Annotated in this window: 23 protein-coding genes; 12 read left to right on the top strand and 11 right to left on the bottom strand. The window is 73.4% G+C overall.

Annotated elements, in window-relative coordinates:
- Positions 1 to 53: 53 nt before the first annotated feature.
- Positions 54 to 1331 carry an ion channel protein gene (locus IE219_RS22220; protein ID WP_189980200.1) on the bottom strand — a complete coding sequence of 426 codons (1278 nt, stop codon included), beginning with the start codon at positions 1329 to 1331 and terminating at the stop codon, positions 54 to 56.
- A 260-nt stretch (positions 1332 to 1591) separates the two neighbouring features.
- Positions 1592 to 1960 (bottom strand): YbjQ family protein, encoded by a 369-nt coding sequence (locus tag IE219_RS22215; protein ID WP_189980198.1) that lies wholly within the window; start codon positions 1958 to 1960, stop codon positions 1592 to 1594.
- A gap of 198 nt (positions 1961 to 2158) precedes the next feature.
- Here IE219_RS22215 and IE219_RS22210 point away from each other — a divergent pair, with 198 nt between their 5' ends.
- Positions 2159 to 3301, top strand: coding sequence for a DedA family protein (locus IE219_RS22210; RefSeq protein WP_189980196.1), 1143 nt, complete (start codon positions 2159 to 2161; stop codon positions 3299 to 3301).
- Positions 3302 to 3371: 70 nt separating this feature from the next.
- Here the strand turns inward: IE219_RS22210 and IE219_RS22205 are convergent, their stop codons facing one another.
- Both IE219_RS22205 and IE219_RS22200 read right to left on the bottom strand, forming a co-directional pair.
- Positions 3372 to 5021, bottom strand: a complete 1650-nt coding sequence (locus IE219_RS22205; RefSeq protein ID WP_189980194.1) for a threonine/serine exporter family protein — start codon at positions 5019 to 5021, stop codon at positions 3372 to 3374.
- A gap of 139 nt (positions 5022 to 5160) precedes the next feature.
- Positions 5161 to 5652: an inorganic diphosphatase gene (locus IE219_RS22200; RefSeq protein WP_189980193.1), complete on the bottom strand. Its 492-nt coding sequence runs from the start codon at positions 5650 to 5652 to the stop codon at positions 5161 to 5163.
- A 102-nt stretch (positions 5653 to 5754) separates the two neighbouring features.
- Between IE219_RS22200 and dacB the strand changes: the two genes are divergently transcribed.
- The 7 genes from dacB to IE219_RS22165 all read left to right on the top strand — a co-directional run bounded on the left by dacB (position 5755) and on the right by IE219_RS22165 (position 13688).
- The gene (dacB, locus tag IE219_RS22195; RefSeq protein WP_189980191.1) at positions 5755 to 7155 is read left to right on the top strand and encodes a D-alanyl-D-alanine carboxypeptidase/D-alanyl-D-alanine endopeptidase; all 1401 of its coding nucleotides are present in this window, start codon (positions 5755 to 5757) and stop codon (positions 7153 to 7155) included.
- 82 nt (positions 7156 to 7237) lie between these two features.
- A complete protein-coding gene (locus IE219_RS22190; RefSeq protein ID WP_189980189.1) occupies positions 7238 to 8380 on the top strand; it encodes an Rv3626c family coenzyme F420 biosynthesis-associated protein in 1143 nt (380 codons plus the stop codon).
- A gap of 239 nt (positions 8381 to 8619) precedes the next feature.
- Entirely contained in the window at positions 8620 to 9636 is a 1017-nt protein-coding gene (gene tilS, locus IE219_RS22185) for a tRNA lysidine(34) synthetase TilS (protein ID WP_189980187.1), read from the top strand.
- 41 nt (positions 9637 to 9677) lie between these two features.
- Positions 9678 to 10217, top strand: coding sequence for a hypoxanthine phosphoribosyltransferase (gene hpt / locus IE219_RS22180; RefSeq protein ID WP_189980525.1), 540 nt, complete (start codon positions 9678 to 9680; stop codon positions 10215 to 10217).
- 174 nt (positions 10218 to 10391) lie between these two features.
- Positions 10392 to 12425, top strand: coding sequence for an ATP-dependent zinc metalloprotease FtsH (ftsH, locus tag IE219_RS22175; RefSeq protein WP_189980178.1), 2034 nt, complete (start codon positions 10392 to 10394; stop codon positions 12423 to 12425).
- 96 nt (positions 12426 to 12521) lie between these two features.
- Positions 12522 to 13127, top strand: a complete 606-nt coding sequence (gene folE / locus IE219_RS22170; RefSeq protein ID WP_189980176.1) for a GTP cyclohydrolase I FolE — start codon at positions 12522 to 12524, stop codon at positions 13125 to 13127.
- A gap of 27 nt (positions 13128 to 13154) precedes the next feature.
- Positions 13155 to 13688: an SMI1/KNR4 family protein gene (locus IE219_RS22165; RefSeq protein ID WP_189980174.1), complete on the top strand. Its 534-nt coding sequence runs from the start codon at positions 13155 to 13157 to the stop codon at positions 13686 to 13688.
- 7 nt (positions 13689 to 13695) lie between these two features.
- Here the strand turns inward: IE219_RS22165 and IE219_RS22160 are convergent, their stop codons facing one another.
- The 6 genes from IE219_RS22160 to IE219_RS22135 all read right to left on the bottom strand — a co-directional run bounded on the left by IE219_RS22160 (position 13696) and on the right by IE219_RS22135 (position 18620).
- Positions 13696 to 14190, bottom strand: coding sequence for a DUF3180 domain-containing protein (locus IE219_RS22160; RefSeq protein WP_189980172.1), 495 nt, complete (start codon positions 14188 to 14190; stop codon positions 13696 to 13698).
- Between the two features lie 48 nt (positions 14191 to 14238).
- Entirely contained in the window at positions 14239 to 14838 is a 600-nt protein-coding gene (folK, locus tag IE219_RS22155) for a 2-amino-4-hydroxy-6-hydroxymethyldihydropteridine diphosphokinase (RefSeq protein ID WP_189980170.1), read from the bottom strand.
- Positions 14835 to 15194: a dihydroneopterin aldolase gene (folB, locus tag IE219_RS22150; RefSeq protein ID WP_189980168.1), complete on the bottom strand. Its 360-nt coding sequence runs from the start codon at positions 15192 to 15194 to the stop codon at positions 14835 to 14837. Before folB ends, folK begins: the two co-directional genes overlap by 4 nt.
- Positions 15195 to 15317: 123 nt before the next feature.
- Positions 15318 to 15872, bottom strand: a complete 555-nt coding sequence (locus tag IE219_RS22145) for a nuclear transport factor 2 family protein (protein WP_189980166.1) — start codon at positions 15870 to 15872, stop codon at positions 15318 to 15320.
- Positions 15869 to 16732, bottom strand: coding sequence for a dihydropteroate synthase (gene folP, locus IE219_RS22140; RefSeq protein WP_189980164.1), 864 nt, complete (start codon positions 16730 to 16732; stop codon positions 15869 to 15871). The genes IE219_RS22145 and folP overlap by 4 nt, the downstream gene beginning before the upstream one ends.
- Before the next feature lie 37 nt (positions 16733 to 16769).
- A complete protein-coding gene (locus IE219_RS22135; RefSeq protein ID WP_189980162.1) occupies positions 16770 to 18620 on the bottom strand; it encodes a phosphatidylglycerol lysyltransferase domain-containing protein in 1851 nt (616 codons plus the stop codon).
- Positions 18621 to 18848: 228 nt separating this feature from the next.
- Between IE219_RS22135 and IE219_RS22130 the strand changes: the two genes are divergently transcribed.
- Positions 18849 to 19961, top strand: a complete 1113-nt coding sequence (locus IE219_RS22130; protein ID WP_189980160.1) for an alpha/beta hydrolase — start codon at positions 18849 to 18851, stop codon at positions 19959 to 19961.
- 11 nt (positions 19962 to 19972) lie between these two features.
- On the opposite strand, the gene IE219_RS22125 is transcribed toward IE219_RS22130, so the two are convergent.
- Complete coding sequence (locus IE219_RS22125; RefSeq protein WP_189980158.1) at positions 19973 to 21022, bottom strand: ABC transporter ATP-binding protein; 1050 nt, start codon at positions 21020 to 21022, stop codon at positions 19973 to 19975.
- Positions 21023 to 21183: 161 nt separating this feature from the next.
- Between IE219_RS22125 and IE219_RS22120 the strand changes: the two genes are divergently transcribed.
- The 3 genes from IE219_RS22120 to IE219_RS22110 all read left to right on the top strand — a co-directional run bounded on the left by IE219_RS22120 (position 21184) and on the right by IE219_RS22110 (position 23579).
- Positions 21184 to 21870 carry an ABC transporter permease gene (locus IE219_RS22120; protein ID WP_189980151.1) on the top strand — a complete coding sequence of 229 codons (687 nt, stop codon included), beginning with the start codon at positions 21184 to 21186 and terminating at the stop codon, positions 21868 to 21870.
- A 1-nt stretch (position 21871) separates the two neighbouring features.
- Positions 21872 to 22540 (top strand): ABC transporter permease, encoded by a 669-nt coding sequence (locus tag IE219_RS22115; RefSeq protein ID WP_189980148.1) that lies wholly within the window; start codon positions 21872 to 21874, stop codon positions 22538 to 22540.
- Between the two features lie 64 nt (positions 22541 to 22604).
- Positions 22605 to 23579, top strand: a complete 975-nt coding sequence (locus IE219_RS22110; protein WP_189980146.1) for an ABC transporter substrate-binding protein — start codon at positions 22605 to 22607, stop codon at positions 23577 to 23579.
- The last annotated feature ends 1 nt before the right edge of the window (position 23580 follow it).

Below are 23580 nucleotides of genomic sequence, written 5' to 3'. Positions count from 1 at the left end.
GGGCGGGGCGCGCCGGGGCGCGCGGTGTCGGGGGCGTACCGGGGTGCGAGGGGTCAGCGGAGGGCCTCGCCCCGGTGGTCGAGTTCGAGCTGCGGACGGCCGGTGACGACCAGCCAGGCGGGCAGGGAGGCCAGGCAGAGCAGGGTGAGCATGGCGGGCGAGGCGGCGAGGACGGCGGCGATGAAGAGGCTCACCCAGCCCTGCCGGGTGGTCGCCATCAGGACGCCGAGGACCGCGGCGGAGACGGCGACCGCCGGATGGACCTCCGGGACGAGCGCCTGGGCGATCAGCCCGAAGGCGGCGCCGATGAAGACCGCGGGGAAGACCCGGCCGCCGCGGAAGCCGCAGGCGCCGGCGACCAGCAGGGCGACCAGCTTCACGACGGCCAGCCGGGCCAGCTCGCCGGAGGAGAAGGACCCGATGGAGCCGACCAGCTCCTTCGTCTCGTGCAGGCCCTTGAAGAGGGTCAGGTGGCCGCCGAGGGCGCCCAGCAGGCCGAGGACCAGGCCGCCGAGCGGCAGCATCGCCATGGGGTGCCGCAGCCGTCCGAAGGCCCGGTGGAGGTGCGGGAAGGCGTAGCAGCCGAGGAGGCCGAAGAGGGCGCCGAGGGGGGCGATCACGAGGGCGGCGAGGAGGTCCTGCCAGCCGGGGTCGGTCAGCGGCGGCAGGCCCATGGCGAAGCTGGGGGAGGAGACCAGCTGGGTGGTCATGGCGCCCGCGCCGGCGGCGACGAGCGGGGCGAAGAGGCGGTCCCACAGGGAGCCGGGGCCGGGCTGCCCGGTGAGCGCCTCGGAGAGGACGAGGGCGGCGGCGACGGGGGTGCCGAAGAGGGCGCCGAAGGTGCCCGCGACGGCGAGCGAGACCCAGAAGGCGCCGGGGACGTTCGGCGCGGCCCGCAGGCCCAGCCAGGCGGCGAGGGCGATCGCGGAGGCGATGGTCGGCTGCTCGGGGCCGAGGCTGACGCCGCCGGCCAGCGCGAGGGTGCTGGCGAGCAGCAGGCCCGGCACCACGCCGGGGGCCATCGGCGGCCCGCCGAGCCCCTCGGAGGCGGGGTCGGGCCCGGCGTGTCCGTACACCTTCCAGACGACGAGGCCGACCGCGACGCCGGTGGCGGTGAGGACGGTGATCATCCACAGCGAGGAGTAGGCGCCGATGTCCAGGGCGTCGGGGAGGGTCTCCCAGAGCACCCCCTGGAGCTCCTCGGCGATCTTGCTGATGCCGAGGAAGAGGAGGGCCGATCCGACGCCCACCACGAGGGCGGGCAGGATCTGCGGGAGCAGGAGCCGTACCGGGGCATCGGCGGGGGCGGTCGCGTCGTGATCGGTGGCCACCGCCCCACCATAAGTGGGCAAATCGCCTACAACATCTCGAAAGGCCGATGAACCCGGACGCACGCCACACCCCGCCGGCCCGGCGGGAACCGGGAGGCCCCGCCGGGGCGGACGCCTGGCCGGAACCGGGCGGCCCGCCGGGGCCGGGGCCGGACGGATTCCGGCCCCGGGCCCGGCGGTGGGGACCCGGGCGCGCGGCGCGGGCACGGCGGCGGTGCCGTGCGCGCACGCCTCCGCGGCGGCGTCCGCGGCCGTACGGCTCAGGCGCGCGGCGCGATCACCACGGCGGTGCCGTACGCGCAGACCTCCGTGCCGACGTCCGCGGCCTCGGTCACGTCGAAGCGGAACATCAGCACGGCGTTCGCGCCGCGCGCCCGCGCCTGCTCGACCAGCCGCTCCATCGCCTGGTTCCGGGTCTCCACCAGGGTCTTCGTCAGTCCCTTCAGCTCGCCGCCGATCATGGACTTCAGACCGGCGCCGATCTGACTGCCCAGGTGGCGGGAGCGGACGGTCAGGCCGAAGACCTCGCCGATCACCTGCCGCACCTCGTAGCCGGGCACGTCGTTCGTCGTCACCACCAGCACGTCGGGGTGCGGCCCCTGGCCGCCGCCGTACTCCTCGATGCCCATGTCGGCATCCACCTCCTGCGCTCGTCGGACCGTGTGCCACCGAGCCTAAGGAGCGCGCGGGAATCCCGCGCGCGGCCCGTGCGGGCCGGATGGAACCGGGGGCGTTCACCCCGCGTTGATAGCTTGGGGCGCGCCGACGGCACGTCCCCGCCTCTCCCCCCGACGTGCCCCACCCCCGACCGCAGGAGCCCGGTACCCGTGAACACCCTTGCCCTCGGACCGAGCTGGCTGGATCCGGACTATCTGATCCAGACCTTCGGCCTGATCGGCGTCCTCGTCATCGTCTTCGCCGAGTCCGGCCTCCTCATCGGGTTCTTCCTCCCCGGTGACGCGCTGCTCTTCACCACCGGCCTGCTGGTCACCACCGGCAAGATCGACACTCCGCTGTGGCTGGTCTGCACCCTGATCGTCGCCGCGGCGATCATCGGCGACCAGGTGGGCTACCTCTTCGGACGCAAGGTCGGCCCGGCGCTGTTCCGCCGTCCGGACTCGAAGCTGTTCAAGCAGGAGAACGTCGAGAAGGCCCACGAGTTCTTCGAGAAGCACGGCCCGAAGTCCCTCATCCTGGCCCGCTTCGTGCCGATCATCCGCACCTTCACGCCGATCATCGCGGGCGTCAGCCGGATGAACTACCGCTCCTTCATCATCTTCAACATCGTCGGCGGCGTCCTGTGGGGCGCGGGCGTGACGGTGCTCGGCGCCTCCCTCGGCAAGATCGACTTCGTGCACAAGCACATCGAGATGATCCTCGTCGGGATCGTCCTGCTGTCGGTGGTCCCGATCGTGATCGAGGTCCTCCGGGCCCGCTCCCAGGCGAAGAAGGCCGAGGCCCAGGCCCCGGCGGAGGCCGCGGCCCCCGCCGGACAGGACGCCCCCGCCGCGTACGGCTCCCAGGACGGGTACGGCACCCCGCCGGCCGGCCAGGGCGGCTACGGCGACCAGGGCGGCCACCCCGGCCACCCCGGCCGGAACGACCAGCACGGACAGAACGGCGCCTACGGCGGCCAGGCCGGCTACGGCAACCAGGACGGCTACGGCGGCGGGTACGGCGGCCAGGGCGGCTACGGCCAGGGCGGCTACGAGGGGCAGCAGGCGGGCTACGGGCAGCAGCAGGGCTACGGCCAGCAGCCCCCGTACGGCGGGCAGGGCTACGGCGGGCAGGGCGACCACGCCCAGGGCGGGTACGGCCGGCAGGACGCCCAGAACCCCGCGTACGGGCAGCCGCAGCAGCAGTACGACCCGCAGCCGCAGCAGTACGGCCAGCAGCCCTCGTACGGCCAGCAGCCCCCGTACGGCCAGAACCCGCCGTACGGCGACGACGGCCACCCCCGGCAGCGCTGACGCGGACCGCGACACGCAGGAGCCCCCGCACCAGGCCGGTGCGGGGGCTCCTGCGTGTCGCGGACACGCCCTAGAAGCCGCGGGTCCGCTTCGCCGCGCTGCGGGCCGAGACCGTGCCCGGCGACCGCATGAAGAGGCGGGCCAGCTCGCCCCCCAGGTTCACGCCGATCGCGATGGCCAGCGCCAGCGCCGCCGCCTTCGCCAGGTACGCGAAGCCCTGGTCCAGGTTGTTCTGGGAGATCGCGAGCACGCCGAAGTACGTCGCCGAACCCGGCAGCAGCGGCCCGATCGCCGCCGTCACGTACGGCAGCGAGGACGTGTGCCGGTAGCGGGCCATCAGCTGCCCGAAGAGGCCCACCAGACCGGCCGCCACCGCCGTCGCCATCACCGCCGACCCCTCCGCGGTCACCGCGATCGACGCGTAGACCACCCAGGCCACCCCGCCGTTCAGCGTCGCGAAGAGCACCGTGGCCCGCGACTGCTGGAGCAGGATCGCGAAGGTCGCGCACAGCACCATCGACGAGACCGTCTGCGTCACCGGCCGCTCCACCGCCCGCAGCGCCCCCTCGGGGTTCAGCTGGGCGCCGAACTGCACCGACACGTACAGCACCGACAGCACGCCGACCACGATCGCCACGAAGAAGTACGCGACCTCCAGGAGCCGCGCCGAGGCCGTGATGTAGAAACCGGTCAGACCGTCCTGCACGGCCGCCACCAGCGCCCGCCCCGGGATCAGCGCGAACAGGCCACCGGTGATCACCGCCGACGGCCGCAGCCCCGCGTGCAGCAGCGTCAGCAGCACCCCCATCGCGGCCGGCGGCATCGCCGCCGCCAGGAACTGGTAGAACTCCGGCAGCCCGCGCCCCGCGCACAGCCACGCCAGTCGGTCGCCAAGGACCGCGCCCAGCGCCGCCACGAAGAAGACCGTCGTGTCGCCGCCCAGCAGCACCGAGGCCGCCCCCGCCAGCAGCCCCGCCGCCGCCGTCAGCGCCCAGCCGGGGTACGGGTGGCGGTTGCGCCGGATCTCCGCGAGCCGCCGGTACGCCTCCTCCGGCGACACCTCGTGCGCCGGCGCGTTGATGTCCGCGAGGAGCTGGTAGACCGCCGCAAGGCGGGTGTAGTCGGTGCCCCGGCGGCGCACCGTCCGGTTCGCCGTCAGCGGGTCGTCCACCAGCGACGGCTGGTACGTGACCGACAGCAGCGTGAAGGTCACCGTCGGCTCGCACCGGTCGAGCCCGTACGACCGGCAGATCGCGAACATCGCCGCCTCGACGTCCTCCGCGCCCTCCCCGCCCGCGAGCAGCAGCTCGCCGATGCGGAGCGACAGGTCGAGCACGCGCGGCACCGACGGCCCCGTCTCGCCCTTCGCCGCCGGCGCCTCCGGCACCGGCCGGTCGCCGACCGGCAGCCGCAGCATCGTCCGCATCCGGTCCTGCCACGGCGCGTTGTGCGGCAGCCGGGCCAGCGGGACCCCGTACGCCGGGGTGAAGGCGGTCGGCGAGTCCTTCGCCGAGTACGTCGACGGCGGGGCGAACGCCGAACCCTCCGGTTCCGCCTCCGGCTCCGGGACCAGCCCCTCCGGCCGCGCGAACGCCGACCCCTCCGGCTCCGGCGGCGGCTCCGGAAGCAGCCCCTCCGGCAGGGCGAACTCCGAGGTCGCCTCGTCCGACAGCGGCTTGCGGTCCTCCGCATCCTCATCGGGGCCCACCGGCTCCGCCACGCTCTCTCCGCCTCACACCCGCGACATCAGGGAACACTGGATTCCAGTATGGGCGTCAGACGGACGTGCGAAACGCGGACGTGCGAAAGGCGGCCCGCCCCGAAGGGCCGACCGCCTCCCGCACGTCACGACCCGGGGGTCAGTGAGCGCCCTGCTCCTTGGCGCGCGCGATCGACTTCTCGATCTCCGCCTCGGCCTCCGCGCGGCCGACCCAGTCCGCGCCCTCGACCGACTTGCCCGGCTCCAGGTCCTTGTAGACCTCGAAGAAGTGCTGGATCTCCAGGCGGTCGAACTCCGGCACGTGCTGGATGTCGCGCAGGTGCTCCATGCGCGGGTCCGTCGCCGGGACGCACAGCAGCTTGTCGTCGCCGCCGGCCTCGTCCGTCATGCGGAACATGCCGACGGCGCGGCACTTGATCACACAGCCCGGGAAGGTCGGCTCGTCGAGGATGACCAGCGCGTCCAGCGGGTCGCCGTCCTCGCCCAGGGTGTTCTCGACGTAGCCGTAGTCGGTCGGGTAGGCCGTCGACGTGAAGAGACGGCGGTCCAGGCGGATGCGACCGGTCTCGTGGTCGACCTCGTACTTGTTCCGCGATCCCTTGGGGATCTCGATGAGAACGTCGAACTCCACGGGTGGCTCCTCCTGAATCAACACAAGTGAATGCTCGCGACGACGCGCGGTGATTAAGTGTCCCTCACGAGCGTCCGTGATCGCGAAAGGGGCTGGTCAGCAATGCCGCAACCGAGGGTCTGGCAGCTCACGGCGGGCTCCGCCGCGCTCGGTCTGGCGCTCGCCGCCGCGGCGATCACCGCGGCAGGCCCCTGGGACGCGGGACAGCGTACGGCCGAGCGGGCCCGCGCCGCCGCCCCCCTGACGGGTGGCGAGCGTCACCCCGCCCCCGCCGCCGCCCCGAAGCGCCCCGTGCCCGCCCCCGCGCCCAGCGCCCCCGGCGTCCTCACCGCGCTCACCGCCCGCACCGCCGCCGGCACCCCGCCCGCCGACCTCGGCCGGCTCCTCGCCCCCCTGCTGGCCGACCCCGGCCTCGGCCCCTCCCGGACCGCCTCCGTCGTGGACACCGCCACCGGGAAGCAGCTGTACGGGGCGGGCGCCACCACCCCGATGACCCCCGCCTCCACCGTCAAGATCGCCACCGCCGCCGCCGCGCTCTCCGCCCTCGGCCCCGACCACCGCATCGACACCACCGTCACCGCCGCCCCCGACGGCACCGCGATCACCCTCACCGGCGGCGGCGACCCCACCCTCGACCCCGCCCGCCTCACCGCCCTCGCCGGCGACACCGCCCGCGCCCTCAAGGCCCGCGGCCGCGCCTCCGTCCGCCTCGCCTACGACACCGGCCGCTACACCGGCCCCGCCCTCCACCCCATCGGCCCCAACGAGAACATCGCCCCCGTCACCGCCCTCATGACCCGCGAGGGCCGGCTCGACGACAGCGCGAGCGGCCCCGCCCCCCGCTCCGCCGACCCCGCCCGCGACACCGCCGCCGCCTTCGCCCGCGCCCTCACCGCCGCCGGCGTGAAGGTCACCGGCGACCCCGCCCCCGGCCGCACCCCCCAGGGCGCCCCCCTCGCCCGCACCCGCTCCGCCCCCCTCGCCGACCTCGTCGAGCACACCCTCACCCACAGCGACAACGACCTCGCCGAGGCCCTCGCCCGGCAGACCGCCCTCGCCCGCCGGCGGCCCGCCAGCTTCCAGGGCGCCGAACGCGCCGTCCGCGACGAACTCGCCGGCCTCGGCCTCCCCGTCACCGGCGCCCGCTTCGCCGACGGCAGCGGCCTCGACCGCCGCGACCGGGTCTCCGCCGCCCTCCTCACCGCCCTCCTCACCCGCGCCGCCGACCCCGCCCACCCCGAGCTGCGGCCGCTGCTCACCGGGCTCCCCGTCGGCGGCTTCACCGGCACCCTCGCCGGCCGCTACGGCCAGGCCCCCGCCGGCGCCGGACTCGTCCGCGCCAAGACCGGCACCCTCACCGGCGTCAACACCCTCGCCGGCACCGTCGCCACCACCGACGGCCGCCTCCTCGCCTTCGCCTTCCTCGCCGGCCGCACCCCCTCGCCCACCGAGGCCCAGCCCGCCCTCGACCGCCTCTCCGCCGCCCTCACCGGCCAGAAGTGAACCCCCCGACCGGCCGGAACGGACCCCCCGCTCCGGCCGACGGAGCGGGCCCGAACCGCCCCCGAGCCCGTACCGTTGACGCATGACGAGCATCGGTGGTGCAGGCACGTCCGGAATGGTCGACTGGAACCTCGCGGTCGCGACCGCGACCAGGCTGGTCCGCCCCGGCCCCGACGTCGGCCGCGACGAGGCCCGCGCCGTCGTCGCCGAGCTCCGCCGGCACGCCAAGGCCGCCGAGGAGCACGTCCGGGCCTACACCCGGATGCTCCCCGACGGCGCCCACGGGAACACCGACACGCCCGTCCTCGTCGTCGACCGCACCGGCTGGATCAAGGCCAACGTCGCCGGCTTCCGCGAGCTCCTCACCCCGCTCCTCGGCAAGATGCAGGAACGCCGCTCCGGCACCCCCGGCGGCGCGGTCCTCGGCGCCGTCGGCGGCAAGGTCACCGGAGTCGAGCTCGGCATGCTGCTCTCCTTCCTGGCCTCCCGCATCCTCGGCCAGTACGAGACCTTCGCCCCCGTCACCCGCGACCTCCCCGGCGCCCCCGAGGGCGGCGGCCGGCTCCTCCTCGTCGCCCCCAACATCGTCCACGTCGAACGCGAACTGGGCGTCTCCCCGCACGACTTCCGGCTCTGGGTCTGCCTCCACGAGGAGACCCACCGCACCCAGTTCACCGCCGTCCCCTGGCTCCGCGACCACCTCCAGAGCGAGATCCAGGCATTCCTCGCCGCCACCGACGTCGACCCCGGCACCTTCCTCGAACGGCTCCGCGAAGCCGCCCAGGCCCTCGCCGGCGGCCGCCCCGAGGCCGAGGAGGGCGACCCGTCCCCCTCCCTCGTCGAACTCGTCCAGACCCCCGAGCAGCGCGACATCCTCGGCCGCCTCACCGCCGTCATGTCCCTCCTCGAAGGCCACGCCGACTTCGTCATGGACGGCGTCGGCCCCCAGGTCGTCCCCTCCGTCGCCGAGATCCGCGAGAAGTTCCAGCAGCGCCGCGCCCGCGGCGCCTCCCGCCTCGACCTCGCCCTGCGCAAGCTCCTCGGCCTCGACGCCAAGCTCCGCCAGTACCGCGACGGCGAGCGCTTCGTCCGCGCCGTCGTCGACCAGGTCGGCATGGACGGCTTCAACCGCGTCTGGACCTCCCCCAACACCCTCCCCACCAAGAGCGAGATCGCCGCCCCCGCCGACTGGATCGCTCGCGTCCACCGCCGGACGGACTCCTGAGGACTCCCGGCACTCCCGGGACGGAAGGGGCCCCGGTCCACCACCACGCGCCGGAACACGCCGCGGACCGCCCACCAATCACCCGTCCGAGGGACCCTGAGCGGGGGGTGGAGCGTGCAATGCTCGGGTAAGGGCCACGTTTCTGTCACCATCGACACACTCTGAGTGACCAAACGCCCCGTTCCGACCGTTAAGACTCCGACCGAGGCACCCCACCCCATTCACGAAGGGCACCGATCATGGGTCCCCATCCTGCGGTCGCGGCGATACGCCTGGCGGTCCGCCGCGTACTCCACGACGTCCTCACCGAGCACCCCGCCGACCCCGCCGCACCCCGCGACGCGCACCCCCTCGTGCTCGTCGCCTGCTCCGGCGGCGCCGACTCCATGGCGCTCGCCTCCGCCCTCGCCTTCGAGGCCCGCAAACTCCCCGTCCGGGCCGGCGGCATCACCGTCGACCACGGCCTCCAGGACGGCTCCGACAGCCGCGCCGGCGAGGTCGCCGACCGCATGGCCGCCCTCGGCCTCGGCCCCGTCGAGGCCGTCGCCGTCACCGTCGGCCGCGAAGGAGGCCCCGAGGCCGCCGCCCGCGACGCCCGGTACGCCGCCCTCGACGCCGCCGCCGAACGCCACGGCGCCACCGCGATCCTCCTCGGCCACACCCGCGACGACCAGGCCGAGACCGTCCTCCTCGGCCTCGCCCGCGGCTCCGGCATCCGCTCCCTCTCCGGCATGGCCGCCGTCTCCGGCGCCCGGGGCCGCTACCGCCGCCCCTTCCTCCGGCTCGACCGCCAGACCGTCCGCACGGCGTGCATCGCCCAGGAGCTCGCCGTCTGGGACGACCCCCACAACAGCGACCCCGCCTACACCCGCTCCCGGCTCCGCCACGAGGGGCTCCCCGCCCTGGAGAAGGCCCTCGGCAAGGGCGTCGTCGAAGCCCTCGCCCGGACGGCCCAGCTCTCCCGCGACGACGCCGACGCCCTCGACACCTGGGCCGCCGACGCCGAGACCACCGCGCGCGACGAGGCCGGCGCCCTCGCGTGCGACAAGCTCTCCGGACTGCCCCCCGCCGTACGCCGCCGCGTCCTGCGCCGCGCCGTCATCGCCGAGGGCGCTCCCGCCGGATCCCTCTTCGCCCGCCACATCGAGGAACTCGACCGGCTCATCACCGGCTGGCGCGGCCAAGGGGCCATCAACCTGCCCGGACGCGTCGAAGCCCGCCGCCAGGGTGGCAGACTGGTCATCCGGCAAGGCTGACGCACGCTGCAACGAAAGTGACCCGGGTGAACGAGAAGGACATGGGCACCGACCTCCAGTCGGTGCTCATCACCAAGCAAGAGATCGACGCCAAGCTGGCCGAGCTGGCCGCGGAGATCGACGCGGAATACGCGGGCAAGGACCTGCTCATCGTCGGAGTCCTCAAGGGCGCCGTGATGGTGATGGCGGACCTGGCGCGCGCGCTGTCCACCCCCGTCACCATGGACTGGATGGCCGTCTCCTCCTACGGCGCCGGCACCCAGTCCTCGGGCGTCGTCCGCATCCTCAAGGACCTCGACACCGACATCAAGGGCAAGCACGTCCTGATCGTCGAGGACATCATCGACTCCGGTCTGACGCTGTCCTGGCTGCTGTCGAACCTCGGCTCGCGCGAGCCGGCCTCCCTGGAGGTCTGCACCCTGCTGCGCAAGCCCGAGGCCGCCAAGGTCGCCATCGACGTCAAGTGGATCGGCTTCGACATCCCCAACGAGTTCGTGGTCGGCTACGGCCTCGACTACGCGGAGAAGTACCGGAACCTCCCCTTCGTCGGCACCCTCGCCCCGCACGTCTACGGCGGCTGAACCGCCGCCCCCGTTCCGGGGAACCCGCACCGCCTTCGCTCCGTTGAACCACGGGAAGGCGGTCGCGGGTGACGGTACTGAGGTACCTTCCGAAGAACAGCTTTTTTCATACTGCGGCTCTCAAGCGGCATTTACCTACGGGCAGGAGGGACGGGGCGTTCTCGCTCCGTATGGATGGACGTGAAGCGATACTTCCGTGGTCCGGTCATGTGGATCGTGCTGGCCGTCCTCGCCGTGGTCGTGCTGATGCAGGTCGTCGGCTCGTCCGAGGGCTACAAGACGGTGGACACCGGCCAGGTGGTCCAGGCGATCGACAAGAACCAGGTCAAGCAGGCAAAGATCACCACCGGTGACGAGCAGCTGGTCAAGCTCGAACTCGTCGACGGCGTCAAGATCGACAAGAGCGGCAAGATCCAGGCGAGCTACATCGGCACCCAGGGCGCCGACCTCGCCGACAAGCTCCAGCAGAAGTTCGAGGCCGGGCAGATCGAGAAGGGCTACACGATCTCCCCGACGAAGCAGTCCGCCTTCGTCTCGATCCTGCTCTCACTGCTCCCCTTCGTCCTCATCGTCGTCGTCTTCCTGTTCCTGATGAACCAGATGCAGGGCGGCGGCAGCCGGGTCATGAACTTCGGCAAGTCCAAGGCGAAGCTCATCACCAAGGACACCCCCAAGACCACCTTCGCCGACGTGGCCGGCTCGGACGAGGCCGTCGAGGAGCTCCACGAGATCAAGGAGTTCCTCCAGGAGCCCGCCAAGTTCCAGGCCGTCGGCGCCAAGATCCCCAAGGGCGTCCTGCTCTACGGCCCGCCCGGAACCGGCAAGACGCTCCTCGCGCGCGCCGTCGCCGGCGAGGCCGGCGTGCCCTTCTACTCGATCTCCGGCTCCGACTTCGTCGAGATGTTCGTCGGCGTCGGCGCCAGCCGTGTCCGCGACCTCTTCGAGCAGGCCAAGGCCAACGCCCCGGCCATCGTCTTCGTCGACGAGATCGACGCGGTCGGCCGCCACCGCGGCGCCGGCCTCGGCGGCGGCCACGACGAGCGCGAGCAGACCCTCAACCAGCTCCTGGTCGAGATGGACGGCTTCGACGTCAAGGGCGGCGTCATCCTGATCGCCGCCACCAACCGCCCCGACATCCTCGACCCCGCCCTCCTGCGGCCGGGCCGCTTCGACCGGCAGATCGCCGTCGACCGCCCCGACATGCAGGGCCGTCTGGAGATCCTCAAGGTCCACCAGAAGGGCAAGCCGGTCGCCCCCGACGTCGACCTCGCCGCCGTCGCCCGCCGCACCCCCGGCTTCACCGGTGCCGATCTCTCCAACGTCCTGAACGAGGCGGCGCTGCTCACCGCCCGCTCGGACAAGAAGCTGATCGACAACCACATGCTGGACGAGGCGATCGACCGTGTGGTCGCGGGCCCGCAGAAGCGGACCCGGATCATGTCGGACAAGGAGAAGAAGATCACCGCGTACCACGAGGGCGGCCACGCCCTGGTCGCGGCGGCCTCCCCGAACGCGGACCCCGTCCACAAGATCACCATCCTGTCCCGCGGCCGTGCCCTGGGCTACACGATGGTCCTCCCGGACGAGGACAAGTACTCCACCACCCGCAACGAGATGCTCGACCAGCTCGCCTACATGCTGGGCGGCCGGGCGGCCGAGGAACTGGTCTTCCACGACCCGACCACCGGCGCCGCCAACGACATCGAGAAGGCCACCGCCACGGCCCGCGCGATGGTCACCCAGTACGGCATGACCGAGCGGCTCGGCGCCATCAAGTTCGGCGGCGACAACACCGAGCCCTTCCTCGGCCGTGAGATGTCGCACCAGCGCGACTACTCGGAAGAGGTCGCCGCGCTGGTCGACGAAGAGGTCAAGAAGCTCATCGAGACCGCGCACAACGAGGCGTGGGAGATCCTCGTCGAGAACCGCGATGTCCTCGACAACCTGGTCCTGGCGCTCCTGGAGCGGGAGACCCTGGGCAAGGAGGAGATCGCCGAGATCTTCGCCCCCATCGTCAAGCGCCCGGCCCGCCCGGCCTGGACGGGATCGGCCCGCCGCACCCCGTCCACCCGCCCGCCGGTCCTCTCCCCGAAGGAGCTGGCCCTGACCAACAGCGCCAACGGCTCCTCGGCCAACGGCACGGCCACCCCGGTGGACACCACGAAGGGCATCGACATCGCCCCCGAGGACCCCTCCACCGACGCCTGACAGGCACCCGGAATGGCTGCCGCGCCCCCACAGGTTCTAGCCTGTGGGGGCGCGGCTTTTCCGCGCATTCGGCCAGTCAGACGGAACGAGGCACAGATGACCGACCCGGTGACGCTGGACGGCGAGGGCGCGATCGGCGAGTTCGACGAGAAGCGCGCCGAGGCCGCCGTACGGGAACTCCTCATCGCCGTCGGCGAGAACCCGGACCGCGAGGGCCTCCGCGAGACCCCGGCGCGGGTGGCGCGCGCGTACAGGGAACTGTTCGCGGGGCTGTGGCAGAAGCCCGAGGACGTCCTGACGACCACCTTCGACCTGGGCCACGACGAGATGGTCCTGGTGAAGGACATCGAACTGACGTCCCAGTGCGAGCACCACCTGCTGCCGTTCCACGGCGTGGCCCACATCGGCTACATCCCGGCCGAGTCGGGCAAGATCACCGGCCTGTCGAAGCTGGCCCGCCTGGTCGACGTCTTCGCCCGCCGCCCGCAGGTGCAGGAGCGGCTGACCACGCAGGTCGCCGACTCGCTGATGCGGATCCTCGACGCGCGCGGCGCGATCGTCGTCATCGAGGCGGAGCACATGTGCATGGCCCTGCGCGGGGTCCGCAAGCCGGGGGCGAAGACGACCACCTCGGCGGTCCGGGGGCAGCTGCGCGACGCCACGACGCGCGCCGAGGCCATGTCGCTGATCCTGGCCCGGTAGGGAAGCGGCGGGGGTTAGCCTGCGGGGATGAGCGAGGTGTGCGGCGGGGACCGCCGTTTTCCGGAGGCGCTGGGGGCCGTGGCCCGTACCGGGTTCGACTACGACGACGGGCGGGGCATCGACTTCGAGCCGTACGACGCCTTCGAGTCGGCCGGGGAGACCACGGACTGGCTCCGGAGCTGGACCGGGAACGAGGAGCTCGACGGGGACGCCTTCCGGATCTTCGGACAGGACGGGAGCGGCGGTCTCGCGGCGCTCTGGTGCGTGCGGGAGGGGCAGCCGCTCGACGCCCAGCCCGTGGTCTTCCTGAGCTCGGAGGGCGAGCGGGGCGTGATCGCGGGAAGCCTGTCGGACTTCCTGTGGGTGCTGGCCGACGGGGTCGGGCCGATGGAGGTCGTGCTGTTCGGCGCCCTGGAGGGCGAGGGGCGGGCGAACGCCGGGCTGACCGCGCTCGCCGAGCGGTACGCGACCACGCCGCGGCGGCCGGCCCGGGAGATCGTCGCGGAGGCCGCGGCCGAGTTCCCGGGCTTCTCCGACGCCGTCGACGCGCTCTGCCGCTGAGCCGGCCTCAGGTCCGGGCGGTGCCGCCCGGACCCTTGTCGTCGTCATCGGAGTCGCCGGGGAGCTTGCAGACGCGCTCCAGGAAGAGGGCGGCGGCGATGACGGCGGCTCCGGCGACCACCGAGGCGGCCGCGTAGAGGGCCTGGTCGCGGCGGGCGGGGACGTCGAGCGAGCCGAGGAGGAAGACGCCGACGCCGCCGTACAGACCGGCGACGAGGGCGGCGACCAGGGCGCTGGCCTGGCCGAAGACGACGGCGCGGGCGGCCATCAGGGGCTCGACGCCCTTGGCGCCGGGGCGGCGCTCGCGCTGGGCCCGCAGCCGGGCGCGGATCGAGAGGGCGGTGGCCGTGAGGACCACCGCGATCACGGCGAGGACGACGGGCGCGGCGAGCGGCACGCTGGGGAGCGTGCCGACGGAGTCCCAGAGGCGGGCGGCGCCCCAGGAGAGGACGCCGGCGACCAGGAAGAGGCCGGCGAGCACCTTGAGCCGCAGTTGTTTCACCGGGTGTCCTTCACGTGGTCGCGAGTGGTCTGCCACGTAGCGTAACGACTACTCGGGCAGGCGGAGTTCCAGGTCGGGGCGGGGAGTGAGGCCGGCGTCGCCGACCTCGGCCAGGAGGTCCGCCACGGGGCCGCGGCCGGGCAGCAGGGCCTCCGCGTCCAGGTCGTGCCAGGGGGCGAGCACGAAGGCGCGCTGGTGGGCACGGGGGTGCGGGAGGGTGAGGACGGGGTCGTCGGAGACGACGTCGGCGTAGCTGATGATGTCCACGTCCAGGGTGCGGGCGCCCCAGCGCTCGTCCCGGACGCGGAGGAACGCCTCCTCGACGGCCTGGGCGCGCTCCAGCAGGGAGGAGGGCGGCAGGGTGGTCCGGACGAGGGCCACGGCGTTCAGGTACGAGGGCTGGCTGCCGGGCTCGACGCCCCAGGGCTCGGTCTCGTACACCGGGGAGACGGCCTTGACGCGCAGGCCGGGGGTGTCGGCGAGGGCGTCCAGCGCCCCCTGGAGGTTCTCCAGGCGGTTGCCGAGGTTGGCGCCGAGGGCGATGACGGCCCAGCGCGGGTTGGAGAGGGTGGTGTCGGCGGCGTCCACGGCGGCGACGACGGAGGCCGGCACGGGCTGGACGGTGGGGTCGCTCTGGGTGGGTTTCATCGTCGGCTCCGGGTGATCGTGACGGTGACGTCGTCGAAGGGGACGGTGATGGGGGCGTCGGGCTTGTGGACGACCACCTCCACCTCCTGGACGCCGGAGTGGCTGAGGCACTGCTGGGCGATGCGCTCGGCGAGCGTCTCGATCAGGTCGACGGGGTCGCCCTGGACGACCTCGACGACCTCCTCGGCGACGATGCCGTAATGGACGGTCTTGGTGAGGTCGTCGTCGGCGGCCGCCGGGCGGGTGTCCAGACCGAGGACGAGGTCCACGATGAAGGTCTGGCCCTCTTCGCGCTCCTTGGGGAAGACGCCGTGGTGGCCCCGGGCCTTGAGGCCGCGCAGCGCGACACGATCCACGCGAATCACTCCTGCTGTCGTAGTTGCGGGGGCACACAGCCGGGTGCGGACGGCCGGGTGTCCTCTCTCGAATCTACCCGCGCCCCCCGACAGCGCTTGCCGTCGGGGCCGCCGGGTGGGAGATCAGGGCTGGTCGGAGGGGGGTCCGGGAGGTGCGTCCTCGTCCGGCTCGGTGAGGACGGGGGAGGCGTGGTGGGACCAGATCCGCCAGCCCTCGGGGGTGCGGCGGAAGGCGTTGGTGGCGACGACGAGCTGCCCGACGAGGGGGCCGAGCTCGGCGCCGTCCTCGGCGGGGCCGCCGCTGAGGATGTTCTCGGTGCAGGTGACGAGGGCGGTGTCGCCGGCGAGGGAGATCCGCAGGTCGGTGAGGAAGAACTGGATGTAGTCGGTGTGCGCCATGATCAGCGCGTACGAGCGGAGCACCTCGGCGCGGCCGGTGAGGACGGGCCAGCCGGGGTGCACGCAGGAGGTGTCGGTGGCGCCGTCGTCGAGCCAGAGCTCCTTCAGCCCGTCGAAGTCGCCCTCCTCCAGCGCGGTGTAGAAGGCGGTGTTGGCGGCCTCCACGGCGGCACGGTCGGCGGCGGAGCCGCTGCCGGCCCGGTCGGCGGGGGTCCCGGGGTCGCCGGGGGTCCCGGGGTCGCCGGGGGTCTCCGCGGGGTCCGGGGGCGCGTCGCTCATCCGGCTCCCTCGACGGCGCGGGCGACGCGGACGGCGTCGGCGGTGGCGCGCACCTCGTGGACGCGGACGGCCCAGGCGCCCGCGTGGGCGGCGAGGGCGGAGACGGCGGCGGTGGCGGCGTCGCGCTCGCGGGCGGGCGGCGGGGCGGCGCCGGGTCCGCGGGTGAGGACGTGGCCGAGGAACCGCTTGCGGGAGGCGGCGACGAGGAGGGGGCGGCCCAGGGCGCGCAGCTCGGGGAGGTGGGCGACGAGGGCGAGGTCGTGGGGGGCGAGCTTGGCGAAGCCGAGGCCGGGGTCGACGACGATCCGCTCGGGGTCGACGCCGCCGTCGACGACGGCCTCCAGGCGGGTGCGGAGTTCGGTGACGACCTCGGTGACGACGTCGTCGTAGACGGCGAGGCCGTTCATGTCCCGGCTGAAGCCGCGCCAGTGCATGACGACGAAGGGGACCCGCGCGGCGGCGACGGCGGGGACCATGGCGGGGTCGGCGAGGCCGCCACTGACGTCGTTGACGAGGACGGCGCCGACGTCGACGGCGGCGGTGGCGACGGAGGCCCGCATGGTGTCGACGGAGACCGTGACGCCCTCGGCGGCGAGGCCCCGGACGACGGGGACGACCCGGCGCAGCTCCTCGTCCTCGTCGACGCGGACGGCGCCGGGCCGGGTGGACTCGCCGCCGACGTCGACGAGGTCGGCGCCCTGGGCGACCAGGTCGAGGCCGTGCTTGACGGCGGCGGTGGTGTCGAACCAGCGACCGCCGTCGGAGAAGGAGTCCGGGGTCACGTTGACCACGCCCATGACCGCGCAGCGGTCCCACTCCGGGAGGCCGGGGACGCGGCCCCGGTGGTTCGTCGTACTCATATGACCAGCGTAGGGCCCGTGGGGGCGGTGAGCGGTGTCAGGCCGCGCTGACCTCGTGCTCCCGGTGGCTCCGGGCGGGCACGGTGTGGAGGCAGGGGCGGGGCGCGCGGGCGGGCCGGCGGCGGGCGAAGGGGCGGGGCAGCGCGAGGGTCAGGAAGCCCTCGGCCTGCATGGCGGCGAGGCCGATGCGGGGCAGGTCGCGGCCGGTCCGGTAGACGACGAAGCGGGGTTCCCAGCGCGGCTGGAACTTGTCGTTGAACTTGTAGAGGGACTCGATCTGGAACCAGCGGGAGAGGAAGAGGAGGAGGCCGCGCCAGAGGCGGAGGACGGGGCCGGCGCCGAGGCGCTCGCCGCGGGCGAGGGTGGAGCGGAACATGGCGAAGTTGAGGGAGACGCGCCGGATGCGGAGCTCGGGGGCGGCCTGGAGGGCGGCGACGATGAGCAGCTCGTTCATGCCGGGGTCGGCGGCGCGGTCGCGGCGCATGAGTTCGAGGGACATGCCGTCGGGGCCCCAGGGCACGAAGTGGATCATCGCTTTGAGGTCGCCGTAGGGGCTGTCGGCGTCGTCGCCGGGGTCGGTGCGGTGGGCGGTCGCTATGACGGCGTCGCCGTCGCCGGGGGCGCCGATGCGGCCGAGGGCCATGGAGAAGCCGCGCTCGGTGTCGGTGCCGCGCCAGGCGGCGGCGGCCTCGCGGACGCGGGCGAGTTCGTCGGCGTCGAGGTCGCGCACGCGCCGCACGCGCGTGGTGTAGCCGTTGCGCTCGATGCGCTTGACCATCTGGCGGACGTTGCGCATGGCGCGGCCGGAGAGGGAGAAGTCGGCGACGTCGATGACGGCCTCGTCGCCGAGTTCGAGGGCGTCGAGTCCGGTCTCGCGGGTCCAGACCTGGCCGCCGGTCTCGGAGCAGCCCATGACGGCGGGGGTCCAGGAGTGGGCGCGGGCCTCGTCCATGAAGCGTTCGATGGCGCCGGGCCACGCCTCGACGTCGCCGATGGGGTCGCCGCTGGCGAGCATGACGCCGGAGACGACGCGGTAGCAGACGGCGGCCTTGCCGCTGGGGGAGAAGACGACGCCCTTGTCGTGGCGGAGGGCGAAGTGGCCGAGGGAGTCGCGGCCGCCGTGGCGTTCGAGGAGGGCGCGCAGCCGGGTCTCGTCGTCCTCGGTGAGGAGGGAGGCGGGGTGCTCGGGGCGCAGCGCGAGGTAGATGGTGGTGAGCGCGGTGAGCATGCCGAGGGCGCCGAGGGAGTAGCCGACGGTCCAGTCGACGCCGTGGGTGTAGGCGACGGGGCCCTCGACGCCGAGCAGTCCGAGGAGGACGTGTTCGAGGCGGTCGGCGAGGCTGGGGTCGCCGACGACACGGCGGGGGTGGGCGCTGACGACGACGAGGCCGAGGGTGAGGGAGGCGGCGCCCAGGACGACGAAGTTGGCGAGGGCGCGCCAGCGGCTGCGCGGGTCGGGGAGGGCGGCGAACTGGTCGCGGTGGTGGTGCAGGAGGACGAGGAGGGCGACGGAGAGGAGGGCGCCGAGGACGGAGTGGCGCCAGACGAACTGGGCGGCGGCGCCGAGGGGGAGCAGGAGGACGGCGGCCCGCCAGGCGCGGCGCTTGCGGCGCTTGAGGCCGTGGGCGAGGAGGAGCAGGAGGACGCCGATGCTCAGGGAGAGGGCGGCGGAGAGGGGGCCGAGGGTGCCGGGGAGGACCTCGGCGAGGGCGTGGACGCGGCTGGCCCGGAAGCGGGGGAAGACTCCGGCGGCGATGTCGACGGCGCCGATGAGGGCGCAGGCGGTGCCGATGAAGGAGGGCACCCGTTCGGGGCTCGGTCCGCGCAGAATTCGGCGGACCCGAGCCGGAACCGATGATGTTTTGTCTCCATCTACCGTGACAGACATCGCTTCCTGCGCTTCCCGTGCTTCCGTGGTCTTTTGCGGCCCCGTGCGGGGCGCTCCTTAGGACGGAGCAGAGCGGGGGAGGGTTCATCGGTGTCCGGAAAATCTCGGTAAGTGACCGGTCCGTCCGGTGGTGGGCGTCGGCCGGTACGGCGCCCGGCCGCGGGCCGGCGCGGTGCTGGGCCGCCGGTGGGTCCGGTGGCGCGCGTGACAGGAAGGTTCGTCCGTCTCATGGGTCTCACCAGCGGCGTTCTGCTCGTCAGTACGGTGGCGCTGGCCGTCGTGCTGTTCTCGGCCACAGTGATGCTGTGGCCCCGGCTGGCACGGCGGGGGTGGCTGCCGGTGTCCGGCAGGGTCGGGCTGCTCCTGGCGACGCAGCTGGTGCTGTTCGCGGCGGTGGGCCTGGCGGCGAACCGCTCCTTCCTCTTCTACGGCTCGTGGGCGGACCTGTTCGGCCAGGAGCAGGAGATCGGGGTGGTGGTCGACCACGGCGCCGCCTCGAAGGACCTGCGGGTGGTGGGGACCCGGGCGATGGACGTGCCGGGGGGCTCCCGGCCGTCGGCGGGCGGGCAGATACAGGAGGTGGTGGTCCGGGGCGAGCGGTCGGGGATCACCTCACCGGCCTTCGTCTACCTGCCGCCGGAGTACTTCCAGGCGCGGTACGAGGGCCGGTCGTTCCCGGCGGCGGTGGTGCTGACGGGGTACCCGGGCACGGCGGAGAACCTGATCAAGGGGCTCAAGTACCCCCAGACGGCGTACCTTCAGGCGAAGGCCGGGAAGATGCAGCCGATGGTCCTGGTGATGCTGCGGCCGACGGTGGCGCCGCCGCGCGACACGGAGTGCGTGGACATCCCGGGCGGGCCGCGGACGGAGACCTTCTTCGCCGAGGACCTGCCGAAGGCGGTGTCGGGGGCGTACCGGGTGGGGACGAAGCCGCGGAACTGGGGCTTCATGGGGAACTCGACGGGCGGCTACTGCGCGCTGAAGATCGCGCTGCACCACCCGGACCGGTTCGCGGCGGGCGCGGGCCTCTCGGCGTACTACAAGGCGGCGGAGGACATGACGACCGGTGACCTGTTCCACGGCGACCAGGCGCTGCGGCAGCGCGGTGACCTGCTGTGGAGCCTGGACCACCGGCCGCCGTCGGCCTCGTCGTTCCTGGTGACGACGTCGAAGAAGGGCGAGGGGAACCTGAAGGCGACGCGGCAGTTCATCGCGAAGGTGAAGAAGCCGGCCCAGGTCTCGTCGATCGTCCTGGACAGCGGCGGCCACAACTTCCAGACCTGGCGCCGGGAGATCCCGCCGGGCCTGGTGTGGCTGGGCGGGAAGCTCCAGGCGGACTGACCGGGCAGTCCCTAGGCCCTGTCCGGCGGATCTTCGCCGGACAGGGCCTGGACCCGCTCCGGGGAGGCGCGGCGCAGGGCGCGGTGGACCCCGGCGGGGGTGAGGACGCCGGCGGGCCGGCCGTCCGGGCCGGTGACGGTCAGGCGGCCGGAGTCGTCCTGGAGGAGCAGGGCCAGGGCGTCCTTGAGGGAGCCGCCGAGGGGGACGGTCGTACGGGCCGTGCCGCCGGTGTCCGTACGCGCGCGCGTGCCGCCCGTTCCGCCGTCGGGGGCGCCGCCGTCCGGCAGCGGTTCCAGGTCGTCGGCGGTGAGCGGGGTGACGGCCAGCCGCTTGAGGGCGCGGTCGCCGCCCACGAAGTCGGCGACGTACGGGGTGGCGGGGGCGGCGAGCACGGTGGCCGGGGTGTCGAACTGCTCGATGCGGCCCTGCCCGTAGACGGCCATCCGGTCGCCCATCCGGACGGCTTCCTCGATGTCGTGGGTGACGAGGAGGACCGTCTTGCGGACGGTCGCCTGGAGGGCCAGGAACTCGTTCTGGAGCCGTTCGCGGACGACCGGGTCGACGGCGCCGAAGGGCTCGTCCATCAGCAGGACGGGCGGGTCGGCGGCGAGGGCGCGGGCGACGCCGACGCGCTGGCGCTGCCCGCCGGAGAGCTGGGCGGGGTAGCGGGGGCCGTGCACGGCGGGGTCGAGGCCGACGAGTTCGAGGAGTTCGGCGGCACGCGCGCGTGCGGCGGCCTTCTTCCAGCCGAGCAGGGCGGGCACGGTCGCGGTGTTGTCGAGGACGGTGCGGTGGGGGAAGAGGCCGACCTGCTGGATGACGTATCCGATCTTGCGGCGCAGGGCGACCGGGTCGGTGCCGGCGATGTCCCGGCCGTCGACGAGGACGCGCCCGGAGGTCGGTTCGACCAGCCGGTTGACCATCATCATGGTGGTCGTCTTGCCGCAGCCGGAGGGGCCGACGAGGGTGACGAGCTCGCCCTCGGCGACCTCGAAGGAGAGGCCGTCCACCGCGGTGGTGCCGTCCGGATAGCGCTTGGTCACCTGTTCGAACCGGATCATGGATCCATTCTGGCCCCCCGTCATCCGCCATGTGTGAAGACCGCGTTGCGGGGACGTGGCGGAACGGCGGTACGGGCTCCGGATCGCCTCCTCTGTCGGTGGCGGCGGCTAGGGTCGCCATACACACGTTCTAGCGGCGGCGACCTGGGGGAGGTCCGGAAATGAGCCCGTCGAACTGCCTGGTCGCCAACGACTGGATCTGCGGGGAGTACCTGCGCACCCGGCGCGGCGAGCTGACCGACGCCCTGGTGCAGCACGTCGGCATCACCGCCGCCTCGGTGGCGATCGCCCTGCTGGTGGCCGTGCCGCTGGCGCTCCTGGTCCGGGCCCGGCCCCGGCTCGCCGCCCCGGTCCTCGGCCTCACCACCCTGCTCTACACGGTGCCGTCGCTCGCGATGTTCTCGCTGCTGCTGCCGGTCTTCGGGCTCTCCTCGGCGCTCGTCGTCACCGGTCTGGTGCTGTACGCGCTGACCATCCTGGTCCGCAACGCGCTGGCCGGCCTCGAAGCCGTCCCGGCGGAGACCCGGGAGGCCGCCCGCGGCCTCGGCTACAGCCGCGGGCAGCTCCTCTGGCGGGTCGAACTGCCGCTCGCCCTGCCGGTCCTGATGGCCGGCGTCCGGATGGCGACCGTCTCCACGGTCGCGCTCACCACCATCGGCTCGGTCGTCGGCCGCGGCGGCCTCGGCAACCTGATCGAGGACGCCCTGCCCACCTTCTTCAAGGCGCAGGTGCTCGCCGCCTCGGTGCTCTGCGTCCTCCTCGCCGTCGTCGCCGACCTGCTGCTCCTGGGCGCCCAGCGGCTCCTCACGCCCTGGGCCCGGCACCGCGGCGCCCCGGGAGGTGCGTGAGATGGGGGTCGTGGCGGACGCCTGGACCTGGCTGACCACCGGCGCGCACTGGACCGGCGCCGAGGGGATCGGCGCGCGCCTCGCCGAGCACGCGTACGTGAGCGGGCTGGCGCTGCTGATCGCCGGGGCGCTCGCCCTGCCGCTGGGCCTGTGGCTCGGCCACCTGGGGCGCGGCGGCGCGCTGGCGGTCAACGTGTCGAACGTGGGGCGGGCGGTCCCGGTCTTCGCCGTCCTCGCCCTCTTCATGGTCTCCCCGCTGCGGAACGCGGGATACGTGCCGACGGTGACCGCCCTGGTGCTGTTCGCCGTGCCGCCGCTGCTCACCAACGCGTACGTGGGCGTGCGCGAGGTGGACCGGGCGGCCGTCCGGGCGTCCCGGGGCATGGGCATGACCGGCGGCCAGGTCTTCCGGCGGGTCGAACTCCCGCTGGCGGCGCCGGTGGTGACGGCCGGCATCCGGTCGGCCGCCGTCCAGGTGGTCGCCACCGCGACCATCGCCGCGCTGGCCGGACAGGGCGGCCTCGGCCGGATCATCACCGCCGGCTTCGCGCTGTACGACACCGCCCAGGTGGTGGCGGGCGCCGTCCTGGTGGCGCTGCTCGCGCTGCTGGTGGAGGGCCTGCTCGTGCTCCTGGACCGGCTCCTCGTGCCCCGGCCGCCGAGGACCTGAGACGGACCGGGCCGCCGGGGGCCCGGCGTGGACAAGCCGCAACCGAAAGCGAAGGACGGAACTCGTGAACAGGATCTCGCGCGCCACGGGCGCGCTGCTGGGCGCCGCCGCACTGGCCGTCTCGCTCGCCGCCTGCGGCGGCGACAGCCTGGAGCAGGGCAGGGAGAAGGCGTCCGGCCCCTCCGGCGGCGGCAAGGGCCCGCTCGTGGTGGGCGCGGCGGCGTTCACCGAGTCGAAGGTGCTCGCCGAGCTGTACGCGCTGGCGCTGCGCGACGCGGGCTACTCGGTCTCGGTCACCACGGTGAAGAACCGGGAACTCTACGAACCCTCGCTGGAGAAGGGCGAGATCGACGTCGTGCCGGAATACGCGGCGACGCTCGCGGAATTCCTCAACGCCAAGGCGAACGGTCCGAAGGCGCCGGAGGAGAAGCCGGTCGCCTCCGGTGACGCGAAGGCCACCGTCGACGCGCTGCGCGCGCTCGCGGAACCGCGCGGACTGAAGGTCCTGGACGCCGGGGAGGCCGTCGACCAGAACGCCTTCGCGGTCTCGAAGGAATTCGCCGCCGAGAACAAGCTGGCGACCCTTTCCGATCTCGGCGCGGCGAAGCTGAAGGTGAAGATCGCGGCCGGTGACGAATGCGCGGTCCGCCCCTTCTGCGCGCCCGGCCTGAAGAAGGTGTACGGCATCGACGTGGCGGGGATCGACCCCAAGGGCGTCGGCACCCCGCAGGCCAAGCAGGCCGTCAAGGACGGGGTGGACCAGCTGGTCCTGACCACCACGACGGACGCCACGGTGGACTCCTTCGGCCTGGTCTTCCTGACCGACGACAAGAAGCTCCAGAACGCCGACAACGTGCTGCCGGTGCTGAACGCGAAGGACGCCGGGGACCCCGCCGTCGCCACCGCCCTCGACAAGATCACCAAGGTGCTGACCACGGCGGATCTCGCCGAACTCAACCGCAAGGTGGACGCCGAGCGGGCGAAGCCCGAGGACGTCGCCGCCGCCTATCTGAAGGAGAAGGGGCTGGTCGGCAAGTAGC

The sequence above is a fragment of the Streptomyces termitum genome, assembly GCF_014650175.1.
Taxonomy (GTDB): Bacteria; Actinomycetota; Actinomycetes; order Streptomycetales; family Streptomycetaceae; genus Streptomyces; species Streptomyces termitum.
This window is presented reverse-complemented; position numbering and strand designations above follow the sequence as displayed.